The organism is Coleofasciculus sp. D1-CHI-01 (genome assembly GCF_040218875.1).
In the GTDB taxonomy this organism is placed as follows: domain Bacteria; phylum Cyanobacteriota; class Cyanobacteriia; order Cyanobacteriales; family Coleofasciculaceae; genus Coleofasciculus.
This window is the reverse complement of sequence record NZ_JAVJQP010000032.1, coordinates 69,230-85,959: the sequence shown is the minus strand read 5'-3', so window position 1 is coordinate 85,959 and position 16,730 is coordinate 69,230. Positions and strand designations below refer to the sequence as shown.

General features: G+C 45.9%; 13 protein-coding genes and 1 pseudogene. 6 read left to right on the top strand and 8 right to left on the bottom strand.

The features are described from left to right. Nucleotides 1-271: pseudogene (locus RIB93_RS06900) on the top strand (Uma2 family endonuclease); the annotation flags it as partial. A gap of 122 nt (nucleotides 272-393) precedes the next feature. On the opposite strand, the gene RIB93_RS06895 reads toward RIB93_RS06900, so the two are convergent. The 3 genes from RIB93_RS06895 to RIB93_RS06885 all read right to left on the bottom strand — a co-directional run bounded on the left by RIB93_RS06895 (nucleotide 394) and on the right by RIB93_RS06885 (nucleotide 4,816). After that, entirely contained in the window at nucleotides 394-2,832 is a 2,439-nt protein-coding gene (locus RIB93_RS06895) for an EF-hand domain-containing protein (RefSeq protein ID WP_446371549.1), read from the bottom strand. Between the two features lie 98 nt (nucleotides 2,833-2,930). Beyond that, nucleotides 2,931-4,424: a CIA30 family protein gene (locus RIB93_RS06890; protein ID WP_446371559.1), complete on the bottom strand. Its 1,494-nt coding sequence runs from the start codon at nucleotides 4,422-4,424 to the stop codon at nucleotides 2,931-2,933. Nucleotides 4,425-4,630: 206 nt separating this feature from the next. Beyond that, complete coding sequence (locus tag RIB93_RS06885) at nucleotides 4,631-4,816, bottom strand: hypothetical protein (protein WP_446371547.1); 186 nt, start codon at nucleotides 4,814-4,816, stop codon at nucleotides 4,631-4,633. A 98-nt stretch (nucleotides 4,817-4,914) separates the two neighbouring features. Between RIB93_RS06885 and RIB93_RS06880 the strand changes: the two genes are divergently transcribed. After that, the gene (locus RIB93_RS06880; RefSeq protein ID WP_006104974.1) at nucleotides 4,915-5,178 is read left to right on the top strand and encodes a DUF3146 family protein; all 264 of its coding nucleotides are present in this window, start codon (nucleotides 4,915-4,917) and stop codon (nucleotides 5,176-5,178) included. Between the two features lie 464 nt (nucleotides 5,179-5,642). On the opposite strand, the gene RIB93_RS06875 is transcribed toward RIB93_RS06880, so the two are convergent. The 3 genes from RIB93_RS06875 to RIB93_RS06865 form a co-directional block, all read right to left on the bottom strand. Continuing rightward, entirely contained in the window at nucleotides 5,643-6,041 is a 399-nt protein-coding gene (locus RIB93_RS06875) for a pre-16S rRNA-processing nuclease YqgF (protein ID WP_446355963.1), read from the bottom strand. Between the two features lie 155 nt (nucleotides 6,042-6,196). Continuing rightward, nucleotides 6,197-8,071 carry a tetratricopeptide repeat protein gene (locus RIB93_RS06870; RefSeq protein WP_446371545.1) on the bottom strand — a complete coding sequence of 625 codons (1,875 nt, stop codon included), beginning with the start codon at nucleotides 8,069-8,071 and terminating at the stop codon, nucleotides 6,197-6,199. Nucleotides 8,072-8,477: 406 nt separating this feature from the next. After that, nucleotides 8,478-9,332 (bottom strand): hypothetical protein, encoded by an 855-nt coding sequence (locus RIB93_RS06865; RefSeq protein WP_446371543.1) that lies wholly within the window; start codon nucleotides 9,330-9,332, stop codon nucleotides 8,478-8,480. A gap of 141 nt (nucleotides 9,333-9,473) precedes the next feature. Here RIB93_RS06865 and RIB93_RS06860 point away from each other — a divergent pair, with 141 nt between their 5' ends. From RIB93_RS06860 to glgB, 4 genes are all read left to right on the top strand, one after another. After that, nucleotides 9,474-11,786, top strand: a complete 2,313-nt coding sequence (locus RIB93_RS06860) for an NACHT domain-containing protein (RefSeq protein ID WP_446371541.1) — start codon at nucleotides 9,474-9,476, stop codon at nucleotides 11,784-11,786. A gap of 93 nt (nucleotides 11,787-11,879) precedes the next feature. Continuing rightward, the gene (locus tag RIB93_RS06855) at nucleotides 11,880-12,422 is read left to right on the top strand and encodes a hypothetical protein (RefSeq protein WP_446371539.1); all 543 of its coding nucleotides are present in this window, start codon (nucleotides 11,880-11,882) and stop codon (nucleotides 12,420-12,422) included. Between the two features lie 292 nt (nucleotides 12,423-12,714). After that, nucleotides 12,715-12,966 (top strand): hypothetical protein, encoded by a 252-nt coding sequence (locus RIB93_RS06850; protein WP_446371557.1) that lies wholly within the window; start codon nucleotides 12,715-12,717, stop codon nucleotides 12,964-12,966. A gap of 196 nt (nucleotides 12,967-13,162) precedes the next feature. After that, complete coding sequence (gene glgB, locus RIB93_RS06845) at nucleotides 13,163-15,454, top strand: 1,4-alpha-glucan branching enzyme (protein ID WP_446371555.1); 2,292 nt, start codon at nucleotides 13,163-13,165, stop codon at nucleotides 15,452-15,454. Between the two features lie 117 nt (nucleotides 15,455-15,571). Here the strand turns inward: glgB and RIB93_RS06840 are convergent, their stop codons facing one another. Next, the gene (locus RIB93_RS06840; protein WP_446371537.1) at nucleotides 15,572-15,865 is read right to left on the bottom strand and encodes a hypothetical protein; all 294 of its coding nucleotides are present in this window, start codon (nucleotides 15,863-15,865) and stop codon (nucleotides 15,572-15,574) included. Nucleotides 15,866-16,072: 207 nt separating this feature from the next. Continuing rightward, nucleotides 16,073-16,597, bottom strand: a complete 525-nt coding sequence (locus tag RIB93_RS06835) for an SCP2 sterol-binding domain-containing protein (RefSeq protein ID WP_446371535.1) — start codon at nucleotides 16,595-16,597, stop codon at nucleotides 16,073-16,075. Between the last annotated feature and the right edge of the window lie 133 nt (nucleotides 16,598-16,730).

Here is a 16,730-nt window from a genome sequence, read left to right as displayed (position 1 = left end):
CAATGAAATGCAGGCGTTTCAGTTAGTCGGGGGTCATTATGAACCAGCCAACCGGGTTGATAATCGTGTAGTGATGCCGGAGTTAGGGTTAAGTTTAGGACTATGGCAGGGAAGTTTTCGAGGAATTAACCGTTTGTGGTTACGGTGGATGACTTTTGAGGGGGAGTTGATTTTAACGCCGGAAGAACAGGCAATAGCAGAACGGGAAAGGGCAGAACGATTAGCAGCACGATTGCGGGAGTTGGGGGTTGAACCTGATGATATGGAGTAAGTGCGATCGCGGTTTTCAGTTCAGATCTCAATCGGCGGTAGGGGTGAGATGGACAAAATTTTGCCCACCTTACCGAATTAGGATAAATGTACTATTCCAGACGTTCCACGGTCACGTCTCTACTAGTGAACCTCAACAAAAACGCCACTGCGAGCAAATTCCTCTTCTTCGGGAGTAAAGTAAGGGGCGTTATCTTCTAGAGTTGGGTCAAAACTGTAGGCATCTTGCAGGAAGTTTCCTTCTAAAACCGCCTTTTCTAACTCCTTGATGTAGGTGTCAGCCAGCTTACACAACTCTTGGATACCCTGTTCGTCGCCTCTGTCCAAAAACTTTTGCAGTCCCAAATGAAGCCCCGATAAGCGGGCGGTGGGTTTGAGCATACTGTAGATATGGTAGATGCGATCGGTGGTAATGCTGATGTGACGCAGGGCGCGGGCGCGGATCAACTCGGCATCCAGACTGGGCCAATAACGGCTGGTGTAGAAGGCTTGGTCATCCCGTTGATACCACTCTTCCGAACGGGCGATGGAAGAATTCACGGTGTTGTGCAACTTCCAGAAAAACAGGCGCATGGAGAGTCCATCGGTTACTGTAGCCAGCTTGTTGTCGAAGGACATACTAAACTGGGTGGCATGGAGTTTTTGTCCTAACAATAAGTACTCCATCGGGTACATATCGACTTCCTTGTTCTGTACCACATAGGCATTCAAGTGATGGCGACAGTAGGGGCAAGGGTACATCGTGGCGAATAGTTGGATGAACTCCTTGAAAAGCCCGATTAGCTTTGGCTGAACGTCTGGAGATTTGGCACAGACAATTTCAGCAGACGTATGGAAGAAACGCCAAACCCCTGGTCCAATGTAGTAGGGGAAGCTGACTCGCATTTGGGCATCTCGCACGTAGCTGCGGTTAAGCCAGACATCGATAAATGCCACGTACTGGGAGAGGGCACCACATTCGCGACCAAACTCCAGACGTTCCCGACGCTTCTGCACACCGTTGAGGTAGTGGTGACTCAGCCGCCAAGCCTGCAAAATTGCCAGTTTTTGCTTAGGCGCGCAGTTAGGAAATTCTTCGCAAACGTCGCTACCATAGCGATCAAACTCCCCAACAGCTTTCGTCTCTGCGTACAACTGATCCAAGGCGGCTTCGTCGGGATTGGTATTTCTTTCAATATCCTCCGCCGTACAAACGCTAAATGCTGCCAGCAATTTTGGCATGAAATCCTCGTACCAGTACGCCACGGGCATCATCGCGCCGTCGATTTCTTCCCGATCATCTTCCAGAATCACTCGGTTCCATTGCTTCAAATAAGCCTTGGGCTCTTCCCCATTTGGTGTAGGTGACGGGGGCGTTAGTTCCCCATTCAATTCCAGTTGGCGCAACCGATTCAGTTCATTGATTGCCAGCACTCCTTCAATCAAATCTCCCAAGTGAAGGTGCTTTTTCTTCATCGTGATGGCGAATTCCACCCCAGCGGCGAATTTCTCGCGAACGGTGGCAGATTTACTGCGGGTTTCCTGCATCCGCTGCGCCTCGGCTAGCATTTCTGCGGTTTTTTCAATAGTCTGCCAGTTTTTGATCCGATCTTGCAGGCGGGCGTATTCGGCTTCGATGGAATGAATCACCTGATCCAGTACTGGATAGCAAGCCTCTTCCACAATACCCAAGCCTTTGTAGAAGGTGATCGCAACGCGCACAAACTGGGTGAAATCAGAAAGGCGGTAAGGTAAATTCTTCACCCGTAAATGGGTTTCATGGTTAGCCGAAAAACTTTCGCGGAAGCAGCGATAAGCAGCACCCTGAATCAATCGAAACAAACCAATTTGCATTTGTAGGCGAGAAGTGCCCCGCTTTCGGGTACAGTCATCCTTGACTTGTTGGGTGAGGATTTCCTCAAGCTTTGTCACCTCCGCTGCTAAGTCTTGGGTGTTGAGGGGGGTATCTGCTTCCTCCGATTGTGCCTGTAGGGATTGGGTTGCAGTAATGGAGGACTTTTGATCACCACCTAACCCTTGATTATCTTCGGGAATAACTGGGCAGAATTCTTCAAAGTCAATGAAATCTTCATCGTCGCGATCGCCTTCGGTTTCGGTTAGTTCAACGTGGGAATCATGATAGCCTGTCGAGGCTTCGTTTTCTTCAGGAACAAGCTGACAAAACTCTTCAAAGTCGATGAAAGCGTCACCATCGCGATCAACTTCTTTGATCATCTCTTGTAATTCTGCGTCCGTCAGCCCGAACCGACTCATCACGTTTTTCAGTTCGTTGGCGCAAATATGCCCCGAACCATCCTCATCGAAAACGCTAAAGGCAAGTCTCAGCCGACTTTCGCGATCGCCTTGTTGAGACACCATCAGGGCTTTGAACTCTTCAAAGTTGATGGCACCGGAACCGTCTACGTCCACATCTTGCATCATGTCGTGTAATTGGGCATCTGTGGGATTTTGACCCAGCGATCGCATGACGGCACCTAACTCGTCGGCAGAAATTTCGCCACTGCCATCTTCATCGAAAACTCTGAAGGCTTGCCAAAGTCTTTCGACTTCAGCTTCGTTCATTGTCTTTGCGTTTTGCTTATTCATTTCTGCCAATTTTAAAGCAAGTTCCAAAACTTCATTCCAGTTTCTTTCTAACAAACTATAAAACGGGTCATCCGTCAAGTTGACTCAGAAAAGTCTGTGTTATCCGAATTTAGGGACGAAAACAAATGACGCCAATTGGGAGAACCTGTTTCGGCTTCTTTCACTTCAAAGGTGACATTAGAAGCTTGGGGTTGTTCTAGCGCCTGAAGGCAAAGTTCAGCAATATCCTCTCGACTGACTTTCCCTCGAATATTATCCCCTTGCTCAAAGGCTAAACCTTTACCGCCGGGTTCTTCGGTTAAAGCACAGGGACGGATAATCGTATAGGGAATACCACTTTCCCGGACAGCATCCTCTCCCCGCAGCTTCCAGGTGAGAATTCCGCCTAATTGGTCATTCATTCGCACGGCTGGCGGTTCTTCTTCTAAGTTAATTCCGGGACGCCCTGGACGGGTGACGCCAGCAGAACTAATCATAATAAATTGGGGTAAGGTTGAACCGTTGTATGCCTTGATTGTTTCCACTTGTAAGGAGAATGTTCCGGGTTCAAAGTGGGGATTCAGTGCGCCGTCATACTCAAACTTACTCAGCATCAATTGCACGGCGTAAATATGACTCGGATCAAAAGGTTCCGCATCCTGGATAGTTTTGGCACGAAAGACAGGAATTAGCGCCTCAAAGGGAACCCGAACATCAATCCAGGTATCTTTTTCAGTATCAAACGAATAGCAATAGGAAATGCCATCCCACCTTGATTCTGTTCGTAGAATAAACTTATAACGTTGTCCATCGCCTTTAACACGCAGTTCCATCCCCTCATATCCCGCTAAATTTAAGGATGGCTCGAAATTACGGGTACGAACGGAAACAAAACCACCCGAATTTTTGGTAGATACAGTTCCACTGAATAATGCCGCATGATCAATCAGCCGAATTGAGCTTTCACTCACACCACCCATCACGACATCATCCACAGCCCCCCAGGTTTCTTTTACATCATCTGAGGGATTTTTGAAATCAAAAATTAATTGTTTTCCTGCTTGGAGATGATTAGCGGCAACTTGAACTAAATTCTTAATCCCTTGATAGTCTACAATTTCAGGACTATCGACAACTTCTGGCATATAGAATTTGATGCCTTGATAATATTTTTCTCGGTTTGGTGTATCTCCTTCCACAGGTTGCACCCGAACACCTGTGCAACAAATAACGGCGGAGATACCGTCCATCATCGCAGGGGTTAAGGTTTCGGGGATAGTGATATCAGCTTCAAATAGTTCTACTTCATCTCCCAGCATTTCCCGCCCACGCTGACTATCTCTGACTAAAGCGCGTACCGGATAATCCCGTTCCATCAGACGCCGCACGACTCGCTTCCCGACGCCACCTGTTGCACCCGCTACCAGTATCTTACCCAATCGTTTGCCTCCCCTTTGACTTGGTTGTTGACGTTTAGTGTTACCTGAAAATAAGCGTTTTAAGCAGCTAATAAAAGGGATAACCTCAAAATAGGCTAATGTGTTGACAAATCGACCAACATCCCATTGGGAGCGATTATTCTCAGTCATCATCCCCTCCTATACTATTTATTTTTTTCAGTGTACCGAATTTGGCAATGGGGATGAATCCGCTATAGCGATCGCGGATCGTCTTGTGGTGCAACCTAGATTAGGTTTAGGGGGATACCAATATCATTGTCGGGGCGGGTTTAGGAATTCAATGTGGCTGATTGAATCCGGCGCACGCCATGCGCCCCTACAATTTCTGGATCTACTTACGATTCAATCACTGGCGGTAATAGCTCAGAAACTGTAATCGTATAACTGGGAAATTGCAACGGCGAAACACTCGCATCTTCTGCCAGAATTACTTCACTTTGATAACCGTCTGGAGTCGGTTGACGAAAAACGTGCAGTTGTCGATGTTTAAGATCAAACGGTTTCAGTTCCAGAGTTGACAATCACGGATTTTCCGGTAGTTTAGTATAAAATGCTCGAATCTGGACTTGTGCGCCCTAAGCTGCATCCAGAATAATGTTTAAGCTGAATAGGTTTAGCTGTGAGTTCTAAGAATTTACCGGAAACCACTGCCTACGTTCGGATTACCCAGCACTCTTGGCAACAGGGCAAAATTGAAGGAGATGTTCAAGCGGCTGCTTATGAGTGGCAGTTTCAATGGCGTTTCCGTCAAGGTCAGTTAGTCGTCAGACCTGCTTTGGGACGTGCTTTAATTCAAGAACCACTGGGTCGATTTTTAGAGCGTTGCGATTACCAGTTGGAACCAGGAGGAGATTATGCGTTTACTATTCGGGCGGAATTATAAGAGTGTTGAGGGTTAACCCTTCACAGCTTTCGAGGAAACATGGTTTGTAGGGGCGGGTTTAGGGACTTTGGTGTCGCTATTGATGATAACGTTTGTTCAAAACCCGCCCTGACCTAATTTTTAGGTCTGAGGTTGTCGGGGCGGGTTTAGGGACTTTGGTGTCGCTATTGATGATAACGTTCAAAACCCGCCCTGACCTAATTTTTAGGTCTGAGGTTGTCGGGGCAGGTTTAGGGACTTTGGTATCGCTATTGATAATAACGTTTGTTCAAAACCCGCCCTGACCTAATTTTTAGGTCTGAGTTTGTAGGGGCAGGTTTAGGGACTTTGGTATCGCTATTGATGATAACGTTCAAAACCCGCCCTGACCCAATTTTTAGGTCTGAGGTTGTAGGGGCAGGTTTAGGGACTTTGGTATCGCTATTGATGATAACGTTTGTTCAAAACCCGCCCTGACCTAATTTTTAGGTCTGAGTTTGTAAGTAACGCTCAATCAGCAAGATAGCGACAATATCATCAATCGGTCGAGGCGGCTGGCGCATCCCCTGGGGAATCAGGCGTTGGAGTCCCTTGGGAGGATACATTTGCCAATAGCGATCGCGGGCTTCTAATGTACTATAGCGTTCATCGACTAAGACAATGGGAATAGGGGCGGAAATGACTTCTCGAATTTTCCCTTGCCATTGCTTAGAGGTGGTTTGGTTCCCCATGACAATTGTCTCAATGGGAAACTGCTGAGATAATCGTTTAATGGTTGCGATCGCCTGATCGGATGGGATCACTTGATGATAGGAAATCTCTTGGTCTTTGCCTTTCACGGCTAAACCACATTTATCTCGTCCTGGGTCAAACCCTAATATCATGATTCAAACTATTTATTCCACTATTTTAGCTGTAGCGAGGAACTAACATCAGCATCTGGTAGAGATTCTTCATTCCGCTTCGCTCCATTCAGAATGACATAATTGGGTGCTTGGATACTCACGAGTATGACCAATGACGAATGACCAATGACCAATCACATCGAATTTCGATATTTTTCCAATAATTCTGGCAGGTAATCATACCCATCTACCCCAATTAAAGGAATAATTTTTGACCGCTGCTGCTGTAGGAGTTCTTGGAATACTTCCCCTCCCAATTGCCCCTGCAAAATAGTCAGTAATCCTACGGCTTTGCGCCAGTATTCTGTCCCAATCTGCTCCAATAAATATCCGCCCAAACTACCTGTGTAAATCGTTTTACTCCAGTTTTGTAACTGATAGTAGGCTTGCGCTAGATACGCTAAATTAAGTCCCTGTAAATACAAATCCCCAGAAAATTGTGCGGCTTGCCACCCTTGTTCTAAATAAGTAATCGCCTCTTGCGGTTGTTGCATAACCACATAAGCAATCCCCAAACTACATAAACATAGGGCTTGACTTTGACGATCGCCTAATCGTTCTAACAATTGCCGCCCTTGTTGCAGATACATGATGGCGCTTTCGTAGACATCGGGATCAAGGGCTTGTTGTTGGGCTTGAAAGACCTCACTATAGCCTAAATTCGCCAAGGCGTTGGCTTCACCTAATTTATCCCCGGCTTGCCGTGCTAAAATCAATGCCCGTTGGCTATAATTAATCGCCTCAGCATAATTTTTCTGTGCCACACAAATACGGCTTAAGTGATTGTAATTGGCAATCTCACAGACGCGATCGCTCGCTGAACGGGCAATGTCTAAGGCGTGCTCATGGAATTGTATTGCCCGATTATATCGACCTTGCGCCCGTTGGGAATAGCCTAATAACGTAAGAATTCGCGCTTTCTCTTCAGTTCCCTCGACGCGCCGTAAGGGTTCATCCAGGTAATCCATCGCATTCCGCAGATAATTCCCATTTAACGAGGCAAAAACACCGCCATACAGGGGAAAATATTCCCGTTGGGTAAAGGTGCGGAGAATTTGCAGCGTCGCCTGAAAACAACTATCGATCAAGCGTTCTCGTTGGGGAACCGTTGCTTGATTTAATGCCAGGGCAAGTTGTGACCAGATTACCGCAAATACGATAAAGGTGGAAATCGAGAGTCTCGCCCCCATTTTGGAGTTATAGACTCGTTGATCAAACCACTGAACTAACCGACTTTGCAACCATTGCAGAACAACTGTTAATTCTACCCAAGCATCCAGTTCTAAGGTTGGTTGTTGGCGAATCCATTCATCGAGGGGTTGATTATACGCCAGCGCTTGGAATAATGACTTAGGTAGAGGGCGATTTACCTTTTTTGCCCAGAGTCCCCAAGGACCTCGTTGTTCAGCGAGTTCCTCAAATCCCAGGGAACCCTGACTTTGCTCATAAATCCAGCTTACTAAATCATTTTCCAAATTTCCCCAAGCGGCTAACCCCCCAGTAATTCCTTGGGCTATCTGTTCAAGTTCCCTGGCGCGATCGCGATCAGAACTAGTGGATGCTTCCTGCTGAAGTGTTTTGGCTAATTGAGCCAATTGAGATAGATTCAGGACAGGTTCTCGATTCGGATCGATCGCACGCAGCCAAGCAGTTAACCGTTCACTCTGATCAGCTTGAGTAATTCCCTGGATAGCGGTAGCGATCGCCTCAGACACCTGATTCTCCTGCTGTACCCGTTCCCATTCGCTGCTAATCATATTCAGCGCCCTCTGCGCCCGTATCGCTTTAGCCTGTTTGAGTTCACTAGCCGGATTATCGATTTGTTCCTGAGTGGTGTTGTGACGTTCATCCAGACAGCGTTCAAACATTTCCCCGGTTCCACTGCTGACACCTGACGCCAGCGTTTGGTAAACCTGTCGCTTGGATCGGATTTTGCCTTTCAGCGTCGCGGCGACAATTTCATCAATCAGTTTAAAACAGCGATCGCGTAATGGTAAAGAGTCTGTCATCGTGTTTTGTTCTCAAAACCTACGTTAATATCCTAGACTTGGGCTAACCTATGTTAATATGCATCCCTCAAATCAAAGCGTTGTGTAGAAGCTAGAATTGAGCCACAGCCTACCTCACACGTCTTTTCACCACAGAGACAACCATGCGTACCCTGTCCCTCCCTTATCCCGATGACTTACTCATTACGTCTGGTAAATCACCCCAAGCCTTAGAATAGCCAGCCCGGAACTCAAGTTCGGGCTAAAAGCTAAAACCCGTTAAAACGGGTTAAAACCTTTTAATGTAGTAAGTTTTAGCTTACTTAAGCTTTAACGCAGAAATTTATTTCCTGGCTATATAAGTCAGCGACATTCCACCGAAATTACTGTGAAGTAGGCAAGAGCAACGGACGATAATATAAGTGCATTAACGGGGTCCTGCTTCGATCGCAGAATTAGCTATGTTAACCATCATCGCTTCGGCTTGATTGACATCTGGACCCATCCCTTTTAATGCCATTCGATAATGGGTATCTTGCCACACCCATTCAATCACCGATGGTGTACAAAAACCCTGACATCGACTCGGTGTAAAGTATCCCCAGATTCCATTGGTGAGGGGAATTTTTTTAATGAATTCATCGTCAGGGGAATACTGCGAATTCACTGGCGTGGCGCTAAATGCACCTACAGTACAATCCGGGATTCCATCGCAGTTTTGCTTTAACCTTAAGGCAATACTATAGGTATTGGGTGACCTAAAACTATTTACATAAATCCGCTGTCTAAACTTCGGCATTTGGCTGGGTAATAAAATTAAGGTATCGGTTTGTTGCTGGAGTTGCGGTAAGACAGGGGTGAATAGATTCGCTACCGGAGGTTGTTCTGACGGTGTGTTGGGATTAGCGCGATCGCGATTAATTAACTGTCGCGCCATCTGACGAGGAATCCCATAACTCGCCAGGGTGCTAGGAGTAAATGGAGTTTGGGTTGACGCGATCGCTTGCCATTGATTATTCTGATTTATAACAACCGTCTCCCCAGTACTATTGTCCCAAAACCAGTGCGCGATCGCGTAATTCTCAACAACTGTAATTTGAGTAACTTCTGGAGACAACCGAAACCCATTCCCCCTTTCCCATAAATCCAGGAGTACAACTTTCCGAATCACTCCCGTATCATCCGCTACAGCAGGAGTCGCTTCTGTCAATATTGTCAGCACCGGATAACTAGCCAATAGAATCAGGCTGGCGATGTACCCAAAACCAAAACTAACCTTCATAATTCCCTGTCATAAAAAAGTTTGTAGTTGCGCTTGTAGTTGCGCTTGTAGTTGCGCTTGTAGTTGCGCTTTAGCGCCGATCAAACTCACGCATCTACTACTATAGAATTATTCCTATCATAACTCCCATAGCATACAACCATGGAGCCAAACTTAACCCTAATTGCCAAAGGACTCTCCCCACTTCTCACACCAGTCAGTCGTCAGATAGGAAAACATCTCATTGGCGAAGAAATCCTAGAACGCCGCAAACTCAATGAAACCGCCTTACAACCCGTTCTCCAAAAAGCCGCCGAGACAGTATCAGAACGAATCCAATGTTATGAACCCGCCGAAATTGACCAAATTTGTTTATTTCTGGAATCTCCACCCGCCGAAACCATAATCCGTCACATTTACGCCGCCAAGCTTTCAGATAATCCTCAAAATAAATTTGAACTGATCCGTCAGGAATGGTTAGCCGCATTCTCCTACTATACCAACATCCCAGAATTTGAACTGCAAGACGCAGCTAATCATATTTTAGATGATCTGATTGAGGGATGTGAAGAAGCGCTACAGATCGCCATTGATCAGGGTAGACTCGCCGCGCATGAGGCAAAATCAGCATTCCGTCATCAAATCGTGCGGGATGAACTGGCGACGATTCAAAAGACGCTTAACCTATTAACAGCGCCACAAAAACCCGATATTAAAGCAATTCTAACCTTTGAGGAAAACTATCGCCAGCAAGTTAGAGAACGCCACAAATATATTATTCCCCCCGATTTCGATAAGGCGCAGAAACTCCCCATTAATCGCCTCTATGTTTGTCCCAACTTTATCCCAACTCCCACCAAACAAAGCAATCAACCAGAATCCCTAAAAATTACAACCTTTCTCCATAGCATTTATCGCGTTGTCCTGCTGGGAAATCCGGGTGGCGGTAAATCCACCTTTACCCAAAAATTTGCCCATGTTTTAGCAACCTGCTATTCAGAACGCCCCTTTGCGGATAGACAAGTTACACCAATCCTGGTCATCCTGCGGGATTATGGCGCAAAGAAGAAACAAATCAACTGTTCCATCGTACAATATATCGAAACAAAAGCGAATTCTGATTATCAAACACCGCCACCGTTTGGAGCCTTTGACTATTTACTATTGACGGGTCGAGTTGTGGTTATTTTTGATGGATTAGACGAACTACTGGATACTCGCTATCGCCGGGAAATTAGCAGCGATATTGAATTGTTCTGTAATCTCTATCCCTCAGTACCCGTGCTAGTGACATCCAGAGAAGTGGGTTATGAGCAAGCACCTCTTGACCCCGAAAAATTTGAGGTTTTTCGGCTGGCTCCCTTTGATGACAATCAAGTCAAAGAATATGTCACGACATGGTTTAAGGTCAACGAGGAACCGGAAGAAAAGGGAGAAGCATTTATAAAGGAAAGCCAATTCGTCTCCGATTTGCGTTCTAATCCGCTGATGTTAGCGTTGATGTGTAACCTCTATCGGCGCGAAGGTTACATTCCCCGAAATCGCCCGGAGGTGTATGAAAAATGCGCCGAAATGTTGTTTGAGAAATGGGATAAAAATCGAGATATTCCGGTTGAGTTTCGCTTCGAGGATAATATTCGACCAGCGATTGCATATCTGGCGTATTGGCTTTATGCGGATGAAGGTTTACAGGGAGGCGTAACCGAACGTCAGCTTATTGCTAAACTCTCTGACTATTTGTTGGAACATCGTTTTGATGACCGCGATCAAGCAGAAAGGGCGGCGCGTGAGTTTATCCAATTCTGTCGGGGGCGGGCGTGGGTATTTACAGGGATAGGAACAACGGCAGATGGTGAGGAACTTTATCAATTTACCCATCGTACTTTTCTCGAATATTTTACCGCACTCTATTTATTTAGAACTCAGGAGACAGCTAAAGAGTTAGCCGAGTTTCTTTTGCCCAAGATTGCCAACAAGGAATGGGATGTTGTCGCACAATTGGCTTTTCAGATCAAAGGTAAGAATTCTGAAGGCGCTGGGGATAAATTACTCACTACTGTTCTTTATGCCGTTCGTGAGGCTGAAGCGGAGGAAGTAGAAAATTTACTGTCTTTTGCGGCACGATGTTTAGAGTTTATGGTTCCCAGTCCCAAGGTGACTCGGAAGATTACTACAGCTTGTATTGAATACTTAGTAGAGTTAGGAATTAAACTGATCAATCTAGATGAGTATTCACAGGGGTCTTCCATAAACTTTCTAAGATCGGGAAAAACTTTACTGCTCAATGCTGCAACTGAGAATCAAGGAACTATTGACAATACTTTAGAGAAATTACTGATCGAACGATTTAAGAAGAATAGTGATGAACGTGAAGCCATTGTTATTTTTGAGATTAGCTCACATCTTTGGCAAAGTGTCTCTCAAAATATTTTCGATGCTTGTTATGACTGCATGGAGCAACTGTATCCGAAATAATTTCTTACTTGCCATATAGCTTGGAACGAAGGAATACTTTCTCTTGAAAATTTAATTAATTTGCATGGTGTAGATAGTCTTTTTTGGGATGCTATGTTTTCTCTATTTCCAGATGGTTATACTTCTGTTGCTGTATGTTTAATAGGATTTATGAATAATTACCCCAACTTGACTGACAAAACAACTGGGGATGAGAGTGAACCAAATGACTTAATAAGAATAGGTGAAATTTTACTTACGTCTTCACAACCTTGGATTAGTAGAGATAGATATGACACGGAAATATTATCAGAGATTGGCTACTTTTATGGAGAGCATTTACAGAAATCTTTGGAGCAAGGTTCTGATGCCATATTCGGAGTATTTGCAGTATTGTCTACAGCATTAGAATTGGAGCAAATATCATACCCGAATGATGCCCCTTTCCTTGTTGATGAGCTTCAAGAAAATGATTGGTATTTTTTCGGTGGTATCCGCTGGGTATTAATTGCACGTTTTGAACCAGTAGCCGATGATAAAGTGCAAGCCGAAATGGATCGATGTGGCTTCTCACCTGAACAACAAAAATTTATTTGGCGGTGGATACGACGAGACATCAATCTTGTCGCAGATACCACAGACGAAGAGATTGGCTAGGTTGTCACCGTATTTGGCGAGATTGTAGAGACGTTGCATGCAACGTCTCTACAAGATGATTGGGGAAACTCTTATTCAGTCAGCTTTAGCTGACTTGAGCTTTTGGTTCCTTGGGTTTGAACCCAAGGCGGTTTAACGCGAGTGGGTTGCTTCATTCATAACGGATGGGTGAAGCGTTAGGGAAGCGATCGCACTCAAACACAGATATAGTATGTTAGGTCTGTACACGGAAAACTATTTTTAGCTTAAAAGCGTGGAAAAGGGTATATTTTTTAGTATCTGTCTAGGACTAATGGGTTGGGTGGCTCAACCGACTTTGGCGTTACCTCCCCCAGATGACTTACCCGAAGAGGTGTTGAGAACCGAGATAATCACCGAAGCGCGATCGCCTATCGATGGGGAACCGCTTACCGCCGCCGAATACGCCCAACTTAAAGCTGAATTAGCCCAGCGGTCAACCCCCCCGGAACTCGATCCTGAGATCCAGCACAATGTTTTTGTGCTGCAACTGCTTGATCTGTGGCGGACAGTCACACCGTTTTAGCCGAAGCAAAAAACGCCGGAAGCCGCACCCTGTCCTCAAGGATAGCCCTGGATCGGTGACCAAACCGAGAAAACATAACTCTTGCTTATACCCCAACTTGCCCCAAATGTGTAGAAAAAATCAAAAAAGTATATAAATATTAAAATTATTTAACACCCATTTTCCATTCACTGAAGTAGATACCTCGATGTTTCCCATGATTGCCCCTGAACAGATTGACCGAATTGTCTGGAATCAACATCACGACCCCTTTGAGATACTGGGTCCACACCGATTAGAACAGGATGGAAAGACCGCCTGGGCAGTACGGGTGTATTTCCCCAATGCTGACGCCGTGTGGGTTGTGCTACCAGAACAACGCCAAGACTATCCGATGCAATCAGTGCATCATCCCCACTTTTTTGAATGTCAGATCGATATCGAAGAACTGGCAAACTACCAGTTACGCCTCAAAGAAGGCGAACATGAGCGGGTGATCTACGATCCTTATGCCTTCCGTTCGCCGAGCTTAACCGACTTTGATCGGCATCTATTTGCCGAAGGGAATCATCATCGCATCTACGAAAAACTAGGAGCCCATCCCACGGAAATAGATGGAGTTCAGGGTGTCTACTTTGCCGTTTGGGCTCCGAATGCTCGCAACGCTTCGGTTTTAGGCGATTTTAACCACTGGGATGGGCGCAAGCACCAAATGCGGAAGGGTGACACGGGAATTTGGGAACTGTTTATTCCAGAAGTGGCAGTTGGCGACCATTACAAGTATGAAATCAAAAACTATGATGGGCATATTTACGAAAAATCTGACCCCTATGGTTTCCACCAAGAAATCCGCCCCAAAACCGCCTCGATTGTTGCCGATCTTGATACCTATACCTGGAATGATCAAAACTGGATGGAGCAGCGCCGCCATACCGATACGCTGACTCAGCCAATTTCTATCTATGAAATGCATTTAGGCTCGTGGCTGCATGGTTCTTCAGCTGAACCCCCCATTGGCGCGGATGGCAAGCCTGAACCCGTGGTTATGGTGTCTGATCTCAAACCGGGAGCGCGATTTCTCACCTATCGGGAATTAGCAGATCGCTTAATTCCTTATGTAAAAGATTTGGGATTTACTCATATTGAGTTACTCCCCGTCGCCGAGCATCCGTTTGATGGTTCGTGGGGTTATCAGGTTACCGGATACTTTGCCTGCACCTCTCGCTATGGCACACCCGACGATTTCATGTATTTTGTGGATCAGTGTCACCAGAATGGAATTGGGGTGATTGTGGACTGGGTACCGGGTCATTTCCCCAAAGATGGTCACGGTTTAGCCTTCTTTGATGGGACTCACTTGTATGAACATGCTGACCCGCGTAAGGGTGAACATAAAGAGTGGGGAACCTTAGTTTTCAACTATAACCGTAACGAAGTCCGTAACTTCCTGGTGTCCAACGCCTTGTTCTGGTTTGACAAATACCACATTGATGGAATTCGCGTGGATGCTGTCGCCTCGATGCTTTACCTGGACTATTGTCGTGAACCGGGAGAATGGGTGACGAACCAGTATGGGGGGAGGGAGAACATTGAAGCTGCTGATTTCCTGCGACAGGCGAATCATGTAATCTTTAGCTATTTTCCTGGTATCCTCTCCATTGCCGAAGAGTCAACGGATTGGCCCATGGTGTCTTGGCCCACCTACGTTGGCGGATTAGGCTTTAATTTGAAGTGGAACATGGGGTGGATGCACGACATGCTGGATTATTTCCACATGGACCCTTGGTTCCGTCAGTTCCACCAGAATAATATCACCTTCAGTATGTGGTATCACCATGCTGAAAACTATATGCTGGCGTTGTCTCACGATGAGATTGTTCATGGGAAGAGTAATATGCTGGGCAAAATGCCTGGGGATGAGTGGCAAAAGTTTGCCAATGTCCGTTGCTTATTTGCCTATATGTTCACTCATCCCGGCAAAAAAACCCTGTTTATGAGCATGGAGTTTGGTCAGTGGAGTGAGTGGAATGTCTGGGGCGATTTAGAATGGCATTTACTGCAATACGAACCCCATCAGCAGTTGAAGCTGTTTCTGAGTGACCTGAATCAGGTTTATCGACGAGAATCTCCCCTCTATACCCAAGATTATGCTGAAGCTGGGTTTGAATGGATTGATTGTAGTGACAACCGCCATAGCGTGGTGGCATTTATCCGCCGTGCTAAGGATTCTGAAGAGTTTGTGGTCACGGTTTGCAATTTCACACCCCAGCCTCACAGCCACTATCGAGTCGGGGTTCCAGAAATGGGCTTCTACACGGAGCTGTTTAACAGTGATGCTCGCGAGTATGGTGGGAGTAATATGGGGAATTTAGGCGGTAAGTGGACGGATGAATGGTGGTTCCACAATCAACCCTATTCTCTGGACTTGTGCTTACCTCCCCTGGGTGTGTTAATTCTCAAGATCAATCGGGAGAAAACAGCCGCCGCCCTGGGATCAGATCAGTCTTAAATCTGTTACGTTAGAAGTCTCCCGTCATGCTGATGACGGGAGATGGGTTGCACCATAACCAGGTTGCCCAAGGTGATCTAACCGAATAGAGAAAATCATTGGTTACAATGGTCGATGTTAGTGGTCGTTGAGATGCTGATAGCTATAGAAAGCGTAGGTATCAAATAAGGCTGCCACAAAGCTACAGGTCATGCTAATCACAATCAGCCCTTCTACAGAACAGCCGTTCCCAAAAATCGCCAGAAACTGTAACAAATCGTTTGCGCCTGTTTGACCAAGGGTTTCCAAGCCAGGAACCCAGCTTATGGTGCATAGAAAGGTGAAAAATCCCAAGAAGAGGACAACGGGAGCAATAAAGCTGAGTAGGGCGGTTAAGGCAAGGGAACGAATCAATGTAGGTAGAGTAGTCATAAAATAAGTAGCTCGTTATGGCAAGTGAGTGAACAGAATTTTTGCGTCGCCGTTAATTGGCGCTCTGTATATCAGAATAGGCGCGATCGCCGCCAATAACCAAAATTGTCAAAAATCTTAAATCTTCATTAAGAATCTTGGTAAAACTCCGTAAATGTTACCAGGCAGACAACGAAAACTCATGGTATATCACCCTTTCGGGCGATGTCAATCTACTTCGATGTTGAGTACATCGGCGGGTATCTGGTTAATCAGATAACCACGGGATGGTTTTTGTTGGTCAAGGGATTGACAAGGGGGAGGAGAGGGGGTGGAAAACCAGACGTGATCAAATTCGTTCCAGAGACGTTGCAACTGTAAATTAATCGCACTGTCGGCTAAAATCCCCATGACGACCTGATTGATACCCAGTAAGTCTGGTAAATCACCCCTAACATAAATTTTGCCACTCATTACCGCCGCATCCAATGTCACAAAACCCGTAATGATATCTCTCAAAGTTTCAGCATCGCTGCAAAAGTGAACGGGTTGTGGTTCTGTCAAGGATTCGATGCGAACCTGCAACGGTTCATCTTCCTGCGCCCACAGTTGCAACTGAGTTCCATCTAGCTCAATCACAGCCGTTTTGCCAGAAACAGTCTGAACCAACCTGCGCCATGTCGAATTTCCTTGGCTACGCAGGATTTCTACAAGGCGATATAACCATTGTGCTAACTGTTCATTATTTGTCATTTGTCTTATGTATTATGTCTTATGTCAAGTCGGGGCGGGTTTAGTTACATCTGGGTGTAACCGAAAAGATAGTCGTGAAACCCGCCCCTACACAACTTCCCCATCTCCCCTATCTCCTGATAACTGATAACTG